We start from the raw sequence: 16,278 nt of genomic DNA, 5'->3' as shown, positions 1-16,278 counted from the left end.
CCCGGCTACGTCCGCGCCAGCTCGCTCCTCGCCCGTAACAACACCGACACCCACGTGCGATACGGCCGCCAGCCCTCGGCCACGTGTTCGAGTTCGTCGAGCGACGGGTTCACCAGGCCGTAGGCGGTCGTGATGGCCTGGTGCAGCCGCGGCTCCGCGGTGGCGAACACGTCGGGATGGCCCGCGCCGCGCAACAGGATCAGCTGCGCGGAGAACGGTCCGATACCGGGCAGCGTGGCCAGGAAACGCAACGCCTGCACGGCGGGCAACGCCCGCAGTGTGCCGGCGTCCAGCGCTCCGGCCAGCGCGGCTTCGGCGATCCCGAACAGCCGCGCACTCTTGACCTCGGGTAACAGTGGGACACGCCCCAGAGACAGGAGCCGCCGTGGGGCCGGGAACGTGTCGAGCTGTATCCCCGGCAGTTCGCCAGTCCCGGCCGGCACGGCGACCTTGGTACCGACCCTACGCGCGATTTGGCTCCTGAGCTCGGCGGCTTGCGCCATCCGGACCCGCTGGCCGACCACCGACCAGCACGCTGCCTCGTACGGCGAGTGGAACAGCACTGGTCGCAGGCCCGGCGCGGCGGACTGCAACTCGCCGACCACGGGATCGCACCCGGCCAATGCGGGAAAACCCGTCCCGTCCACGTCCAGCGACAGGATCCGCCGGACGTGCTCGGCCGCGGCTGCGACGTCCTCCTCCTCGGCGTTCAGCCGCACCTCGACCGCCCCGTCCGGCTCCTGCTGGCGCACCAGGGCACCGACCGGCCGCCACGACGGCGAGGCCGGGAACGCCAGCCGCAACCGGGCCGATTCGTCCGTGAAGGACCTGCTCGGCGTGAACCCCTCGATGAACCGCGCCGACGCGGCCAGGTCGAACGGACCGGTGAACGGCAGGTCGAGCCATCCGGTGATCATGTGCCATCTCCTCCCTGCCGACACCATCGCAGAGGGGTACGACAGTTCCCGGGCGGTCAGTCCGAGACGTCCAGCAGGTACGCCCTGAGCACGCGCTTCAGCTCGCCGGTGAGCTCGGCTCGCGCCCGGCCGGACGCCGCGAGGATGGCGGGCAGCAACGCGTCGAAGATCCGCACGGTGACGGTCGCGATCAGCCGCCGCCTGCTCGGGTCCAGCGCGGGCACCCGTGCCGCGATCGTCCTGTCGACGTTGCCGGTCACGGCGGCCCGCAGCTGGTCACACGGCTGGGCGCGGAACATCGCCTCGAACGCCCGGTGCTCGCCCGCGATCCGGATCGCCGGGTCGACCATCCTGTCGATCACGTCGTCCAGCGGCACGCCGGCGACCAGCGCGTCCGGGGCGTGCGCCGCGGCGAGCGCGGCGACGTAACGGTCGGCCAGCTCCGTGGCCATCGACTCCTTGTTCGGGAAGAACTGGTACAGCGTGCCCGGGGAGACGCCCGCGGTGACCGCGATCGCGTTGGTCGTCGCGGCGTGGAACCCGTCGGCGGCGAACACCTCCTCGGCCGCGTCCAGCAGCTGCGCCATCCGCCGCTGGCCACGGGCCTGGCGCCGGCGTGGCTTCACCGTCCCGGCCACGAGCCACCTCCGCGAGATAGAGGGATCTCGCAGCCTAACGATCAGCGGCCGTCAGGCAAAAGACTTGACGGCCGCTGTCGCGTAACAGTGTCTTGCGCTTGTCAGAACGGTTGTGCGTCAGGCTGGCAGACCTGGCCCGGCTTCGGCGCCTCCAGCGTGATCAGGTACTTCGCCGCCGCCTTGTCCGCGCAGGCCGATTCGCCGAGGATGCAGTGGCCGAACGAGTCGACGCTGAGCAGCACGGCGTTGCCGAGCTGGCGGGCCATCTGCTTGGCGAAGTCGTACCGCGTGGCCGGGTCGTAGTAGTTCCCGATCACCAGGACGGGGTTCTCGGTCTCGCGGTCCCACGGCCCGCGGAACGCGTCGGCGTGCTTCACCGGCCACGTGGCGCAGGCGAGCGGGTCGGTGAAGATCTGGAACCGGCCGAACGTCGGCGACTCGCGGTCCCATTGCCTGGCCAGCAACGGAACGAGCTCCGGCACGGGCGGGAACGGCTTGTCGCTGCAGTTCACGGCCTGGTACGAGTCGTCGCCCTCGAACGGGGTGCCCGCGCGTGTGTCGTACTTGCCGCGCTTGGCGCCCTGCTTGAGCACGGACAGGTCGCCCTGCACGACCTGCGGTGCGACCGGCGGGTGCAGCACGTCGTAGGCCTGCTGGAGGAACTCGGCGAGCGGTTTGAACGCGGACGACGTGTACAGGACGCCGGCGACCATGGCGGTGAACTGGTCGAGCCCGACCGGCCCGAAGTCCGGCACCGTGATGTCCCGCGTGTGCAGGTAGGTGCGGATCTCGTCGAACTTCGCCCGCGGGTCGCCCCCGCTGAACACGCACTTGTCGCCCTCGGCCTTGCAGCGCTTGAGGAACGCGTCCAGGGCGATCTCGAAGCCCTGCGCCCGGCCGCTGTCGTACTTCAGGCCGTTGGTCGTCCGCAGCTTCGGGTCGACGTTGCCGTCGAGGATGATCGCGCGGGACCTGTGCGGGAACATGGCCGCGTAGGTGGCGCCGAGCAGCGTGCCGTAGGAGAAGCCGACGTAGTTCAGCTTCTTGTCGCCGACCGCTTGCCGCAGCAGGTCGAGGTCGCGGGCGACGTCCTTGGTTGACATGTGCTCGAGCAGGTCGCCCGCGTTGCGCGCGCAGAAGTCGGAGTAGCCGGCGTTCGCGGCCACCGTGTCGTGGATCTGTTGCCTGGTGACAGGCACCACGGACATCCGGCCGAAGACCGAAGCGGCTTCCTCGTTGGTCTTGAAGCAGCGCAACGGGGTGCTCTGCGCGACGCCGCGCGGGTCGAACCCGACGAGGTCGAACCGGTCGAGCACCTCGGGTTCGAAGATCAGGTTGCCGATCGCCGGCAGGGACCACCCGCTGCCGCCGGGCCCGCCCGGGTTGAGGAACAGCGAACCGATGCGCTGCGCCTGGTTTCCCGCAGCGCGGCGCATGAGCGCCAGCGAGATGTTGCCCTTGCGTGGGTTGTCGTGGTCCAGCGGCACGGCGTGCGTGGCACAGCTGAACAACGGCCGCTCAGCCGGCGGAACCCCCTGGAGCGCGTCGTCCGGGCACGCGCCCCACTGAACGGGCGGTGTGGCCGGTTGTTGCTGTCCGGCAACGGCTGCCGGTGCGGACAACCCGGACCCCACGGCCAGAATGCTGACAAGTACCGCGATACGTCTTCTGATGGTCAAGTCCCACCCCTCCTGGCACCTGGTGACTGACACAGGAAGCAGCCAGCCTCACACGCACCGCAGTGCCCAGGTACCTGCCAACGGAGGAAGGTCAGGCGCCCAGGATTCGATCACGGGCCAATGGGACTTCGTGCAGGACCAAGCGGCTGTGGGCCTGCCGGACGCCGTTGTGCTTCTTGAGCCGGTCGATGATGCCCTCCAGTTCGAGGGCGTTCGCGCAGACGATCCGCAGCTGGTAGTTGTACTCGCCGGTCAGTCTGCTGGCCGAGATCACCTGCGGCACGTCGTCGAGCCCGCGTTCGAACTCGGCGGGGTCGACCGTGTCCTGCAGGCGGATGTCGCTCATGATCTGCATGTCCCGGCCGAGCACGGCGTAGTCGAGTTCGGCGCGGTACCCGCGGATGACGCCGTCCTTGCGCAGCCGCCGGATCCGGTCGGCGACGGTGTTGGACGACAGCCGGACCAGGCGGCCGAGTTCCTGGTAGGTGGCCCTGCCGTCGTTGATCAACGCGGCCAGCAGCTCCCGATCGATGCGGTCCATCCGGGTGATCCTAGTCAATCTCGGCGATAGCGGCCATCCACCGAGATTTTCTCGGGATCAAAGCCGTGCCAGCCGTGGATTCCGAGCCAATTTCGGCGAAAACGGTGCCAGAGTCGAAGGCATGGAGGTCCTCCTGCTCAAGGTCACCCTGACCCCGTCCCTGATCCTGATCGCCTCGCTCACCGCCAAGCGGATCGGCCCGCGCTTCAGCGGACGCCTCCTCGGACTCCCCTTGACCACAGGTCCGTTCCTCACGCTGATCTGGCTCGAGGCCGGACCGGGAACCGCGGCCAGCGCGGCCCACGGCGCAGCACTGGGACAGCTGACGGTCGTGGTGTTCTGCCTCGCCTACGCCACAGCGGCCGTGCACATCGGACCGGCCGCGGCACTGTCCCTGTCCGTCCTCTGTGGATTGATGGTCGCCGCAGCCGCCATCCTCGCCAACAGCCTGTGGCTCTGCGTGGCCGCACCGATCGCGGCGATCCTGTACCGCCCGGCCCTCGCCGCCGCCGAACCAGGCCGGCCGTCGCGCTGGGACCTGCCAGTGCGGGTGGTCGCCGCTGGCGGGCTTGTCGTGCTGCTCACCGCGACGACTCCGTTGCTCGGGCCGGTTCTCGCAGGCGCCTTGGCCGCACTGCCCATGGTTTCCCTTGTCCTGGCGCCTTCCATGCACCGCTCGTCCGGTGGCGCGGCGGCTGTCGGGCTGCTGACCGGTGTCCTGATCTCCGCCGCCAGCACCATGGCTTTCCTCGTTGTCGTGGCGGTGGCGATGGTTCCGCTCGGCCCGCTGACCGCGTTCGGGCTCGGCGTGGCCGCGCTGGTGATCACCGACCTCACCACGCGCGGCCTGCGTTCACGCCGGACCACTACGGTTTGACGACCTCGCTGGCGCGGCCCTGCGCGCGGCCACTGAGTTCGATGTCGAGGGTTTCCTGGGCGTAGCGCATCTGCTCCTGGTACTCGGGCAGGTCGAGGCGGCGCATGCCTTCCTCGGGCGTGACGGTCTCGACGTTGGCGATGACCCACCAGATGTTGCCGAACGGGTCACGGATCCTGCCGCCGCGCTGGCCGAAGGCGTTGTTGGTCAGCGCGGTCACCTCGCGTGCCCCGGCATCAAGGGCCGCGGCGAAGGCCGCGTCGGCGTCCGGTACGAACACCCGCAGCAGCGACGGCATGTGCGGCCAGTCCTCGCGCTGGTCGAAGGCGAGCAGGACGGTGTCACCGACCCGGATCTCGGCGTGCCCGATGCTGCCGTCCGCCAACGGCACCCGGCCGAGTTCGACGCCGTCGAAGGCAGCCTTGACGAAGTCGAGCAGCGCTCCCGTGTCCTGGGTGGAGATCCAGGGTGCGACAGTGGTGTAGCCAGCTGGGGTGGTGGTCATCATCGTTCCTTCCGCGTTGTCAGCGACCACCCTACGAGGCTTTGCGGCCAGATCCTGTCCTGAATTATCTGCGGGGGTCGGCCAAGTTTCGGACTCCGCTGAGTCCGAAACCCGGCCGGAGGGCTCAGACCGCGCGGGACAGCGACAGGCCGAACCTGTCCTGCTTGTCCGTCCACCATTCGGTCAGTTCGAAACCGGTGTCGGCGAGCTCGGCCGCGATGGTCTCCCGGCGGAACTTGGCGGAGATCTCGGTGTGCAGCTCCTCGCCTTCGGTGAAGGACACCACCATGTCCAGCGCCGGGATCCGGACCCGCATGGCGCGCTGGGCGCGCAGGCGCATCTCGACCCACTCGCTGTCCGGGTCCCACTTGGCCACGTGGTCGAACGCGTCTACGTCGAAGTCGGCGCCGAGCTCACGGTTGAGCACGTGCAGGACGTTCTTGTTGAACTCCGCCGTCACACCTGCCGCGTCGTCGTAGGCGACGCGAACGGTCTCCGGGTCCTTCACCAGGTCCGTGCCGAGCAGGAGCCACTCCCCCGGCTGCAGCACGTCACGCAACGAGGCCAGGAACTTCGCGCGCTCGACAGGAAGCAGGTTCCCGATCGTGCCGCCGAGGAACGCGACCACGCGCGGAGCCTCGCCGGGCAGCAACGCCAGGTGCTCGGTGAAGTCGCCGACGACCCCGTGCACCTCCAGGGCCGGGTAGTCCACGGCCAGCGCTTCGGCCGCGTCGCGCAACGCCGTGCGGGAGACGTCCAGCGGGACGAACTGGCGCAGCGATCCCGCCGCGTGCAGGGCGTCCAGCAACAGCCTGGTCTTCTCCGACGAGCCGGAACCGAGTTCGACCAGGGTGCGGGCCTGGCTGGCCGCGGCGATCTCGCCCGCGCGGTCGCCGAGGATCTCGCGTTCGGCGCGGGTCGGGTAGTACTCGGGCAGGCGGGTGATCTGTTCGAACAGGTCGCTGCCGCGTGCGTCGTAGAACCACTTGGGCGGCAGGACTTTCGGTGTGGCGGACAGGCCGACGCGCGCGTCCGCGGCGAGCGCGCGGGCGGCGTGGTCCTCGGCCAGGTGGACGTCGACCACCGGTTCAGTCATGGGATCCCTTTGGTCGGGCGCCGAGCGGCTGCACGGCGAGCGATGGCGGCCCCGGGGTTGCCGTGGCCGTCACGATGTGGCGATCCGGGACGGGTGTCCAACGCGGATCGGTGTCCCACGGCTCGGACGCGATCACCGCGGAGTCCTCGGTGACCAGCGTGCTGAGCGAGTGGGTCCAGGCGGTCGCCACGAGCGTCCGCCCATCGGTGAGCATCAGGTTCAGCCGCGAGTCCGGAGCCAGTTCCGCGACTGCGCACACCGTGTCGGCGACCGCGTCGCACGGCCCTTGACCGTCCCGCAACCGGGCACGGACGAGCGCCCACAGCAACGCGGCGTCGGTCGGCGCGTCGAGCGTCATCAGGTCGGCCACCGGCAAACCCGCCGCCAGTGACTCCACCGACGACGGCCAGCCGCGGACAACCCCGTTGTGGCTGAACAACCACCGGCCGTCGGTGAACGGCGCGGCGGCCGTCTCGACCACCGGCATACCGACGGTCGCCGAACGGACCGCCGCGAGCACTCCCGTCGCCCGCAACGGCCCCAGCAAGCCCGGCAGCGCCGAGTCGGTCCACATCGGACTGGCGCGGCGGTAGACCGTCGCGCCGTCACCGGCGAACCAGCCGACACCGAACCCGTCGGCGTTGATCGTGCCGCCGCCGCGCATGTCCGCGGGCGCCCAGCTCTGCCGCAGCAACGAGTGCGGCGGGTGGAGCACCAGGCTCGCCGCGGACACGGCGGGGCCGAGGTAACCCAGATGGCGGCACACGTCAGCGCTGTTCGTCCAGCAGGCGCTCCTCGGGTCCGGCGTCCCTGGCCAGCCGGAAACCGCTGAAGATCTGCCTGCGGATCGCGTAGTCCCAGTTGCGGAACGTGCCGCGGCAGGCAGCCGCGTCCGCACCGAACGACCCGCCGCGCAGCATCCTGTAGTCCGGGCCGAAGAACACCTCGGAGTACTCGCGGTACGGGAACGCCACGAAACCGGGATAGGGGTGGAAGTCACCGCTGGTCCACTCCCACACGTCCCCGATCAGCTGGGCGACACCCAGCGGGGACTCGCCGAGCGGGTACGCGCCGATCCGCGCCGGGCGCAGGTGCGCCTGGCCGAGGTTGGCGTGCTCGGGCCCCGGGTCCTCGTCGCCCCACGGGTAGCGGCGGGACCGGCCGGTCGCCGGGTCGAAGCGGGCCGCTTTCTCCCACTCCACCTCGGTCGGCAGCCGCTTGCCCGCCCACGCGGCGAACGCCTCGGCCTCGTGGTAGCAGACGTGCACGACCGGTTCGTCGAGCACGAGCGGCTCCACCACGCCGAAGCAGTCCCGCAGCCAGCGGTCGCCGTCACGCACCCAGAACCGCGGCGCGACGAGCGAGGCCTTCTGCCGGTACGCCCAGCCCTCCTCGCTCCACCACTGCTGCTGGTCGTAGCCGCCTGCGTCGACGAACTCCAGGTACATCCCGTTGGTCACCGGGTACTTGTCGATGACGAACGCGTCCACGTGCACCTGGTGCGCGGGGCGCTCGTTGTCCAGTGCCCACGGCTCGACCGAGGTCCCCATGGTGAACGGGCCTGCCGGGACGAGGATCCCCTTGTCGACCACCGGGCCGGGCGGGGCGGGCGGCAACGGCGCGTGCAGCACCGGGTCGCCCTTGCGCAGCTGGTGCGTGGCCAGCATGGTCTCGTTGTGCTGCTGTTCGTGCTGCACGATCATGCCGAACGCGAACGCGTTCTCGACCAGCTTGCGGCCTTCCAGCTTCGTGCTCGCCAGCACGTCCATCACCTTGTCGCGGACCTCGCGCACGTACGACCGGGTCTCGGTCGGCGAGAGCAACGGCAACGCGGGCCGGTCGGCACGCGCGTTCTGGAACGCGTCGTACATGTTGTCGATGTCCTCGCGCACCGGCTCACGGCCGCCGACGTCCCGGACGAGCCACAGCTCCTCCTGGTTGCCGATGTGCGCGTAGTCCCACACCAGCGGGGACATCAGCTTGGAGTGCTGGCGGATCAGGTCTTCGTCGTCGACCGCGTCGGTCAGCGCGGTGCTGCGGGCGCGCGAGCGGGTCAGCTGCCGGGCGACCCGGTCGCGCAACGTCTCCGTGTCGAGCTCACCGAATACCGTCATCCCTGGTTCCTCCCGTCATGCAGCCTGCGGTCGATGTCACCGGTCACCCGCCGCGCCAGCTCGGGCGTCAGTCCCGTGGCGCCCAGTGCCGAGGTGCCGAGCTCGGCGAGGCTGGCGGCCACGCGGGCCAGCGCGGGATCGCCCAGGCCCGCACGTGCCGCGGTCAGCCAGTCGTTCGCGACCGGCTCGCAGATGTCGATCACCTTGTCGGCCTCGCTGAACAGCGCGACCACCAGCGCCGCGGGCGCGAGCCAGTCGCCGCCCGGCTGGGCGTCGATGTACCGGATCTCCAGGTAGCCCTGCGCCCGCACCGGCGGGAACAGGGTCGAGATGTGGTACTCCAGGTCGGCGACCGTCGGCTGGCGGCCGAGGTCGACCGCGCCCGCGACCCAGTCGGCGAAGGTCACGCCGGATGGCGCGTCCCAGCAACCGCCGTCGCGGCGCACGCACAGCAACGGCGTGTCGAGCACGCGGCGCGCCCAGCTCGTCGCCGGGTCATCGGTTGTCTCCGATGGGTACGTGCGGACGGGATCCGTGCCCAGGACGGTGTGCAGCCTGTTGGAGACCCACCCGGTGCGCCGGCCGAGCATCTGCGGTGAGTTGGCGAACAGGGCGGACAACGGCGGGCCGAGCACGTGCGCGGCACGCCAGCGCACGGCCAGGTCCTGCCGTTCGCCCGCGTCCACGCAGACCTGGAAGCCCGCGGTGTTGCACATCATCGTGATGCCGTGGCTGCCGAGCGGCTCGAAGGCCTTCTCCATCGCCAGGTAACGCGGGGTTTCCAGCACTCGCGCCGGTGTCCGATATGGATCCATCGCCGACTCGCCCATGGTCAGGCCGCGGGCGGCGAGCAACCCGGCGAGGTATTCGGTGTCTGCCGAAACGGTGGCGTGGAGGTCGGTCAGGGAATCCTCCGGCTGAGCCGAGATCTCGACCTGACCGCCTGGCTCGGCGGTGAGCGGTGAGCCACCTGGCAAGGAAATCTGGGGACTGTCTGGATTGAGTGTTCGTGGCGCGTGGTCGCCGAGTGCCTGCCTGAGCAGCTCGGCCGACAGCCGTCGCGCGGGGTCGCCGGCGTGGTGGACTGTCCATTCGAGCTCGACGCCGGTGAGTCTCGGTGGACCGTGTTTGAAACAGACCGAGGCCACGTACGCCTCGGCCTCCACCCGCTCACGCAACGGGCGGAACTCCGGCCCGTCGATGGGGGTGTCTCGCAATATGGTCACGGTTGCGCTCCTTCGATTCAACCGACAAAGACGCTACCCCGGGGGTCCGACAAAAGCATTGTGAAGACGTTACGAGTCACCCTGGACCAGCGGCGATTACTCAGCGCATCAACAGTCCACCGGTACGGAGCAACGCGTTACGCGCGAATGCCATACGCGGCCACGCAGTCTGCGGGCCGACCTGCCACAGGGTGGCCGCCACACACCAAGAAGCCTTGCGCCGCAACGGATCGTACTGCCGCGGTGCTTCTTCGGTGTCAGAATTTGTCGCCGGGCAACGACCAGCGCGGCACCGTCCTCGAAGCTCCCGACAAGCGCCCCACCCCAGGTCGGGCGTCATCACGTGAGCGGCATCACCAACCAAGGCAACACGATCCCGCACGCACGAGCGCGAACGCGGCGCCATACGGTGAAGATCACGCCGGCCGATGTCCGATTCGTCCGCGAGCGCGAGGATCAGCACGACACAGTCGCCGCACGACCGGGACGCCGAATTCAACGACGTGGCCCAGATCTCATCGACGGACCATCGGCCGTGCCGTGTACGTGGTGTACCGGAGTCCTTACGCGTCACCAAAACGCGACTCGCGCGCACAACACTGTTGTTACCGCCGCACGGCGACGGCCCGGCTGCCCACGAGAAGTCATCCACATCGGACACTTGGACTCCGGCATTGACAAGGCCGGCACAAAGTGAACGGAACACCGCGTCGTCCGCCACACCAAACCGGCGGACGCGGTCCGGCACACACGACAAGGGACGCCGACTACAAGCATAGTTCGGACCGTAGTATGATCGGCCGCATGCGAGCGGAACGCCTGGTGGCACTGCTGTTCACCCTGCAGAGCAGGCGCAGTGCGACGATCGCCGAACTGGCCGAGGCGCTGGAGGTGTCCGAACGCACGATGCACCGGGACATCGCCGCCCTGCAGGCCACCGGCGTCCCGATCTGGACGGAGCAGGGCCGGGGTGGCGGTGTCCGGCTGGTCGACGGCTGGCGCACCCGGCTGGACGGCCTGACCTCACGCGAAGCCGTGGCGATCTTCGCGATGGGGGTGCCGCGCGCCCTCGCCGACCTCGGCCTGGGCACAGCGGTCTCAGCCGCGCACGCGAAGGTCTCCGCGACCCTCCCGGCGCCGTTGCGCGACCAGGCCCAGCACGTCGCACAACGTTTCCACCTCGACGCACCGGGATGGTTCAAACGCGCGGACGACGCCGAGCACCTCGCCGACATGGCCCGCGCAGTATGGGAGCAGCGCCAGGTCCGCGTCGCATACGGCCGCGCCGAGCACACCGTCGAGCGCGTACTCGACCCGCTCGGGATCGTGCTCAAAGCAGGCGTCTGGTATCTCGTGGCGCGGGTCGACGGCAGCATCAGGACCTACCGGGTCAGCCGGATCACGACGGTCGAGGAGCTCGACTCCCGCTTCGAACGCCCGGCGGACTTCGACCTCGCGACGTGGTGGCAGCAGTCGTCCGCGCAGTTCGAACGGTCGTTGCAGCAGTTCACCGTCCGGGTCCGGCTCAGCCCGACCGGCGTACGCGCGCTACCGGTAGTACTCGACCCAGACCTGGCATCCCAGGCGCTCGCCCAGGCCCCGCCGCCGGGCGAGGACGGCTGGACCGAGGTCGAACTGGGCCTCGAACACCCGGACATCGCAGCCGGGCAGTTGCTCGCGCTGGGTACCGAGGTCGAGGTCCTCGAGCCGGAGACCGTGCGGGCCGCGTTCGCGGACACCGCACGGCGGATGCTCGACCGTCACCGGTAACCGGTGGTGTCCGCTTGCTCGCCCGGCTCCTCGACCTCGGCGATGTAACGCCACGCGTCCGGCCTGCTGCCGTCCACGTCGTCGATCTCGTAGATCTTGGCAAGCTGACCGCTGTTGAGGGTCTGCCCGGAGAACCGCGCCTTGTCGGGGTCCGCCGCCAGCGCAGCCACGGTCCGCCCGGTGAACGCCGGTGTCTCGGAGATGGCGAAGTGCGGCCGTTCCGCCACCGCGTCCCGCCAGTTCGCCTCGGTCACCCCGAACGCCTCCAGCATCGCCTCGGAACGCAGCCACCCCGGCGTCATCGCGACGACCGTCGTGCCGTGCTCCTTGGTCTGGAACGCCTCCCCGATCGCCAGGGGCTGGGACGCGGCTTTCGCCAGGTAGAACCCCAACGACGTGCCCTTGCGGTACTTCGCGTTGTACTCGGCCGTGCCGTCGGTCATCTCCACGACCAGCCCACCCGGCTGACGGATGATCAACGGGAACAGGAAGTGGCTGGTGATGAGGTGGGCGTCGACGCCGAGCCGGATCATCCGCAGGGTCTCGTCCAGTGACTGCTCCCAGACAGCCTTGCCCCACCCGATGTAGTTGTCGCCGCCCCAGATGCCGTCGACGAGGATGTCCAGCCGCCCCTGTTCCCGGTCGATCCGCTGGGCAAGCCCAGCGACCTGGTCACGTTCGAGGTGGTCGACCCTGATCGCCGCGCCGGCGCCACCCGCCTGCTCGACCAGCTCGACGGTCTGCTCGATCGTCTCCGGACGATCCACTTCGGACCGGCCAGCCCCCGAACTGCGGCCGGTGACGTACACGAACGCCCCAGCGCGCCCGAGTTCCACCGCAATCGCCCTGCTCGCGCCACGGGTCCCGCCCGCGACCACTGCCACCTTGCCGTTCAACGCCTTGCTCATGAAAACAACGATGCGACCGAACCCTGACAGGACCTGACATGGTTCACGAGAATGATCGAAACCACCCCAACAAAACCCAGCGGCACGCACGCAAGCACAGAGCCAACCCAGCGCAGCCCACACGCAAGCGCAGACCAGCCCCCAGCGGCCAGCGCGCAAGCGCGAAGAGGTGCTTCGGGGGTGCTCCTGCCCGTCGGCCTTGGCAAGCCGACCACGGGCTGTCAGGAGGTCGGCCAACCCGAACCAAGACCACCCCTCCTGCCCAGAGGTCGGCCCCCGGTGCGGGAAAATCTTGTGACGCGCAAACCAACCCGACACCAGGAAAAAGATGATCGAAAACTACATATGCAGTACTATTCACAAGTGCCTACCCGCCGAAACGAGATCCTGATCGGAGCCGTGTCCGTACTGGCGAGGGGCGGCCCGCGAGCGCTCACCCACTTGTCCGTGGACACGGCAGCCGAACTGCCCAAGGGCAGCACGTCCAACCACTTCCGCACCCGTGACGCGCTGATCCAGGGCGTGCTGGGCCACCTGGTCAAGACCGAGCAGTCACTGCTGGCCGACTTGCTGGGCAGGGTGGAGGGTGTCGTCGACCGCGAGGCGTTCGCGCGCAGGCTGACCGACATGGTGCTGTACATGACCGAGCAGGCGCGCGAGCTGACGCTGGCCCGCCGCGCGATCTTCCTCGAGGCGGCGTGGCGGCCGGAGATCGCCGACCAGATCCTCGGCTGGTCCGTGCGCTACTGGCAGCTGGGCGGGCGCTGGCTGGACCGGCTTGGCTCCCCCGACGCCGAGGGGCACGCCCGGATCCTGCTCGCCTGCCTCGACGGGCTGATCACCGAGGTGCTCACCCGCCCGCTGCCGCCGCTGGACATCCAGCGGGCGACCAGGCTGATCGTCGACGGCCTGCTGGACGAACGTGGAACCGCGTAGGGGCACCGCTCACCACCTTCGGTGCCCCCACGCGGGGCTGGGTGCCCGGGTGACCGGATCGCCGCCAAGGTCCGGCCACCCGAGCGGTCTCATGTCGAGGCGTTCGACCGTCCCCTGAGGACGGTGCTGGCCCCGCTGCCGTCGATGATCGCGTTCTGGATGACGTCAAGCCCGCTGGACGAGGTGACCCCGGACAGCGTCGGTACGTTCACCGCGTAGAGCGTGAACGTGTACGGGTTGGTGCCGCCGCCGGGGCAGGGGCCGAAGTACTTCTGCGAGTTGGCCCCGCTGCCCATCGCCTTCTGTTTGGCACCACCCTGGCTGGGCACGGTGAACCCCGCGCCGAGGTTCTCCGGCAACGACACCGTGCCCGGTGGGATGTCCCAGATGATCCAGTGCCGTTTGTTGCCGTCGTTGACACGGTCGGCGAACACGATCGCGTAGCTCTTGGCGTCGGTGTGCTTGCCCCACGCCAGCGGCGGCGACGGGTCCTGGCCCGCTGTGCCGTCGCCCGCGCACGTGTGCTTCGCCGGGATCATCGCGTTGTCGGCGAACGCGGAGCTGGTCAGCTTGAAGTCGCCGCCACCGCCGCCCGAGTACTGGATGTCCACGTGCAGGATCCGGTCGTTGCCGTCGGTGCCGTCCTTGTCGGTCGACGTGGTCAGCCAGATGTCGCCGTCGCGGTCGACCTCGACCGTGCGCAGGCGGTTGTACGTGCTCTGGAAGTATGTCTGCTGGTCGACCAGGTTGCTGTTGGCGTCGATGCGCATCCGGTAGACGCGCTGACCGACCGTGGTCGCCACGAACACGTGGTCGTTGATGATGGTCAGCCCGCTCGGCGAGGCCTGGCTGGTCGGCCACGTCTTCTTCGGCAGGATGGTGCCCGCGCAGCCGTCGCCACCGGTGCCCTCGCAACCAGGCCAGCCGTAGTTGCCGCCGCGGGTGATCAGGTTGACCTCGTCCTGGCTGCTGTCGCCGAACTCCGCGGCCCACAGACGGCCCCGCGAGTCGAAGTCCAGGCCCTGCGGGTTGCGGTGTCCCTTGCTCCACACCGCGTTGCCGAACGGGTTGTCCGGCGGGATCGAGCCGTCCGGGTTGATCCGCAGGATCTTGCCGTTGGGCGAGTTGTTGTTCTGCGCGTTGGCCTTGTTCTGCGCGTCGCCGACGGACGCGTACAGCTTGCCGTCCGGGCCGAAGCGCAGCCTGCCGCCGTTGTGGTACCTGTTGCGGGCCAGGCCCGGCAGGAGCACCTGGTACGAGCTCGGCACCAGCTGGCCGTTCTCGTATTTGACCCGGATGATCCGGTTGTCGCCGGCGGTCGTGTGGTAGACGTACAGCCAGTGGTCCTGCGCGAACGTCGGCGCGACTTCCAGGCCGAGCAGGCCGCCTTCGCCGTTGGTGCCCGCCGCCTGGCTGATCTTGCCCGCGAGCTGTTTCGTGCCGCCTTCGGTGATCCGGTAGATGTTGAACGTGTTGCGCTCGCTGAACAACGCCGAGCCGTCGGGCAGGAATGCCACGCCCCACACGACATCGACACCGCTCGCGATCGTGCTGACAGTGCCGGGGTTCGGCACGCCGGACGGGCCGCCCTGGGACGGTGTCGCCGCGATCTCGTTGCTGAAACCGGAAACGTTCCCTGCCGCGTCACGGGCCCGGATCTTGAACCTGTACTCCTCGCCGGTGGTCAGGCCCGCCGCGGTCGTGCTGGTCGCGGTGCCGTCGGCCGATCCGGACCGCACGCCGTCGGTGAAGATGTCGTACGCCGCGACCTTGTCGTTGTCGGTCGACGCGATCCACGCCAGGTCCACTGTGGTCGCTGTCCTGCCCGGCGAGGTCAGGTTGCCCGGCACTGTCGGCGGTTCGTTGTCCGGCGGAGCGGGATCGGTGCGCACCACGACGTTGTCGCTCGCCTGGGAGACGTTGCCCGCGGCGTCCTTCGCCAGCACCGTCCAGTCGTACGCGGTGTCCGGCTGCAGCCCTTCGACCGTGGTCGCGAGGACGTTGCCCGCGACGGACTTCATGAACTGCCCGTGCTGGTACACGTCATAGCCCGACACACCGACGTTGTCGGAGGCCGCGTCCCAGGCCAGCGAGGTCGTCCGGGCGGTCTTCCCGGTGGAGCGGAGGTTCGGCGGCGCGGACGGCGCCTCGTCGTCCGCGGTCCGGACCGACAGCTTGTCGACGTTCGGCCCGCCGTTGGCGGTGGTCGCCGCTGCCTTGATCTTGTTCGGTCCCGCCGCGAGCGTGGCTTTCACCGTTTTGGTCTGCCAGGTCGTCCACGCGCCGGTGCCGTCGAAGGCCAGGCCGGACGAGACAGCCGTGCCGTTGACCGAGATGTCCATCGGCCGGTTCACCGCGGTGCCGTTGGCGTAGCGCAACACCAGGTCGACCGCGCCCGGCCCGCTCACCGTCCACTCGACGGAACTGCCGATCACGTTGTCGTAGTTGACGAATCCGCGTCCGGTGAACCCCGCGTGGTTGGATTCCACGACACCTTGGGCGATCGTCGCGTCCTCGGCTTCGTAGTCGTTGCCCGCGGGTGGCGCGGCGACGTCGGCTTCGAGGTAGTCGAGGTTGGGTCCACCGGTGGCGGTGGACGCGCTCGCCCGGACTTTGTTGGCCCCCGCGGTGAACTGCGCGGTGACCGTCACGTCCTGCCATGTCGTCCACGCACCGGTGCCGTTGAACGCCACGCTCTGTGCGACAACGGTCCCGTTGACCGAGATGTCCATCGGCCGGTTCACGTTCGTCCCGTTGGCGAACCGGAACTTCAGCGTCGCGGTGCCCGCCTGCGGGGCGGCCGCGGTGAACTCGACAGCACTGCCGGCCACGTTGTCGTAGTTGACGAAACCAGTGCCGGTGTGCCCGGTGTGGTTGGACTCCACGACGCCCTGGGTGATCGTCGCGGTCTCGGCTTCGTACTTGGTGACGGCGTTGACGCTGGTCTGCGCGTCCACGACTGGTGCCAACGCGAGCACAGTCACGACAGCCGCGGCGCAGGACGACAACGTCCCGCGCCATTGGGAACGGGGTGCCACTGAGGCCTCCTACAGGGATTGTCGGGGCGGAGG

The 16,278-nt window shown here is 69.3% G+C and carries 14 protein-coding genes; 3 read left to right on the top strand and 11 right to left on the bottom strand.

Going from position 1 to position 16,278, the window contains the following annotated elements:
* Nucleotides 1-5: 5 nt before the first annotated feature.
* The 4 genes from AOZ06_RS20060 to AOZ06_RS20045 all read right to left on the bottom strand — a co-directional run bounded on the left by AOZ06_RS20060 (nucleotide 6) and on the right by AOZ06_RS20045 (nucleotide 3,775).
* Complete coding sequence (locus AOZ06_RS20060) at nucleotides 6-917, bottom strand: DNA-3-methyladenine glycosylase family protein (RefSeq protein WP_054290809.1); 912 nt, start codon at nucleotides 915-917, stop codon at nucleotides 6-8.
* A gap of 56 nt (nucleotides 918-973) precedes the next feature.
* Nucleotides 974-1,555: a TetR/AcrR family transcriptional regulator gene (locus AOZ06_RS20055; RefSeq protein WP_054290808.1), complete on the bottom strand. Its 582-nt coding sequence runs from the start codon at nucleotides 1,553-1,555 to the stop codon at nucleotides 974-976.
* Nucleotides 1,556-1,656: 101 nt separating this feature from the next.
* Complete coding sequence (locus AOZ06_RS20050) at nucleotides 1,657-3,189, bottom strand: alpha/beta hydrolase (RefSeq protein ID WP_236952302.1); 1,533 nt, start codon at nucleotides 3,187-3,189, stop codon at nucleotides 1,657-1,659.
* Between the two features lie 136 nt (nucleotides 3,190-3,325).
* Complete coding sequence (locus AOZ06_RS20045; protein ID WP_054290806.1) at nucleotides 3,326-3,775, bottom strand: Lrp/AsnC family transcriptional regulator; 450 nt, start codon at nucleotides 3,773-3,775, stop codon at nucleotides 3,326-3,328.
* A gap of 121 nt (nucleotides 3,776-3,896) precedes the next feature.
* On the opposite strand from AOZ06_RS20045, the gene AOZ06_RS20040 reads away from it, so the two are divergent.
* Nucleotides 3,897-4,652, top strand: a complete 756-nt coding sequence (locus tag AOZ06_RS20040) for a hypothetical protein (protein ID WP_054290805.1) — start codon at nucleotides 3,897-3,899, stop codon at nucleotides 4,650-4,652.
* Here the strand turns inward: AOZ06_RS20040 and AOZ06_RS20035 are convergent.
* The 5 genes from AOZ06_RS20035 to egtA all read right to left on the bottom strand — a co-directional run bounded on the left by AOZ06_RS20035 (nucleotide 4,642) and on the right by egtA (nucleotide 9,593).
* Nucleotides 4,642-5,157: a VOC family protein gene (locus AOZ06_RS20035; RefSeq protein WP_218922025.1), complete on the bottom strand. Its 516-nt coding sequence runs from the start codon at nucleotides 5,155-5,157 to the stop codon at nucleotides 4,642-4,644. The genes AOZ06_RS20040 and AOZ06_RS20035 overlap by 11 nt on opposite strands.
* A gap of 124 nt (nucleotides 5,158-5,281) precedes the next feature.
* Nucleotides 5,282-6,253, bottom strand: a complete 972-nt coding sequence (gene egtD, locus AOZ06_RS20030; protein ID WP_054290804.1) for an L-histidine N(alpha)-methyltransferase — start codon at nucleotides 6,251-6,253, stop codon at nucleotides 5,282-5,284.
* Complete coding sequence (gene egtC / locus AOZ06_RS20025; protein ID WP_054290803.1) at nucleotides 6,246-7,019, bottom strand: ergothioneine biosynthesis protein EgtC; 774 nt, start codon at nucleotides 7,017-7,019, stop codon at nucleotides 6,246-6,248. The genes egtD and egtC overlap by 8 nt, the downstream gene beginning before the upstream one ends.
* 1 nt (nucleotide 7,020) lies before the next feature.
* On the bottom strand, nucleotides 7,021-8,367 hold the full coding sequence (gene egtB, locus AOZ06_RS20020) for an ergothioneine biosynthesis protein EgtB (RefSeq protein ID WP_054290802.1): 1,347 nt from the start codon (nucleotides 8,365-8,367) through the stop codon (nucleotides 7,021-7,023).
* Nucleotides 8,364-9,593 (bottom strand): ergothioneine biosynthesis glutamate--cysteine ligase EgtA, encoded by a 1,230-nt coding sequence (gene egtA, locus AOZ06_RS20015; protein ID WP_054290801.1) that lies wholly within the window; start codon nucleotides 9,591-9,593, stop codon nucleotides 8,364-8,366. Before egtA ends, egtB begins: the two co-directional genes overlap by 4 nt.
* Nucleotides 9,594-10,397: 804 nt before the next feature.
* Between egtA and AOZ06_RS20010 the strand changes: the two genes are divergently transcribed.
* Complete coding sequence (locus tag AOZ06_RS20010) at nucleotides 10,398-11,363, top strand: helix-turn-helix transcriptional regulator (RefSeq protein WP_054296766.1); 966 nt, start codon at nucleotides 10,398-10,400, stop codon at nucleotides 11,361-11,363.
* On the opposite strand, the gene AOZ06_RS20005 is transcribed toward AOZ06_RS20010, so the two are convergent.
* The gene (locus tag AOZ06_RS20005) at nucleotides 11,354-12,271 is read right to left on the bottom strand and encodes an SDR family oxidoreductase (protein ID WP_054290800.1); all 918 of its coding nucleotides are present in this window, start codon (nucleotides 12,269-12,271) and stop codon (nucleotides 11,354-11,356) included. The two genes, AOZ06_RS20010 and AOZ06_RS20005, sit on opposite strands and share 10 nt — an antisense overlap.
* A gap of 363 nt (nucleotides 12,272-12,634) precedes the next feature.
* On the opposite strand from AOZ06_RS20005, the gene AOZ06_RS20000 reads away from it, so the two are divergent.
* Complete coding sequence (locus tag AOZ06_RS20000; RefSeq protein WP_157233125.1) at nucleotides 12,635-13,207, top strand: TetR/AcrR family transcriptional regulator; 573 nt, start codon at nucleotides 12,635-12,637, stop codon at nucleotides 13,205-13,207.
* Nucleotides 13,208-13,296: 89 nt separating this feature from the next.
* Here the strand turns inward: AOZ06_RS20000 and AOZ06_RS19995 are convergent, their stop codons facing one another.
* On the bottom strand, nucleotides 13,297-16,245 hold the full coding sequence (locus AOZ06_RS19995) for a PQQ-dependent sugar dehydrogenase (RefSeq protein WP_054290798.1): 2,949 nt from the start codon (nucleotides 16,243-16,245) through the stop codon (nucleotides 13,297-13,299).
* Nucleotides 16,246-16,278 lie beyond the last annotated feature (33 nt).

It is taken from the genome of Kibdelosporangium phytohabitans (genome assembly GCF_001302585.1).
Lineage (GTDB): Bacteria > Actinomycetota > Actinomycetes > Mycobacteriales > Pseudonocardiaceae > Kibdelosporangium > Kibdelosporangium phytohabitans.
The sequence above is the reverse complement of the archived record's forward strand: the minus strand, read 5'-3'. Positions and strand labels throughout refer to the sequence as shown.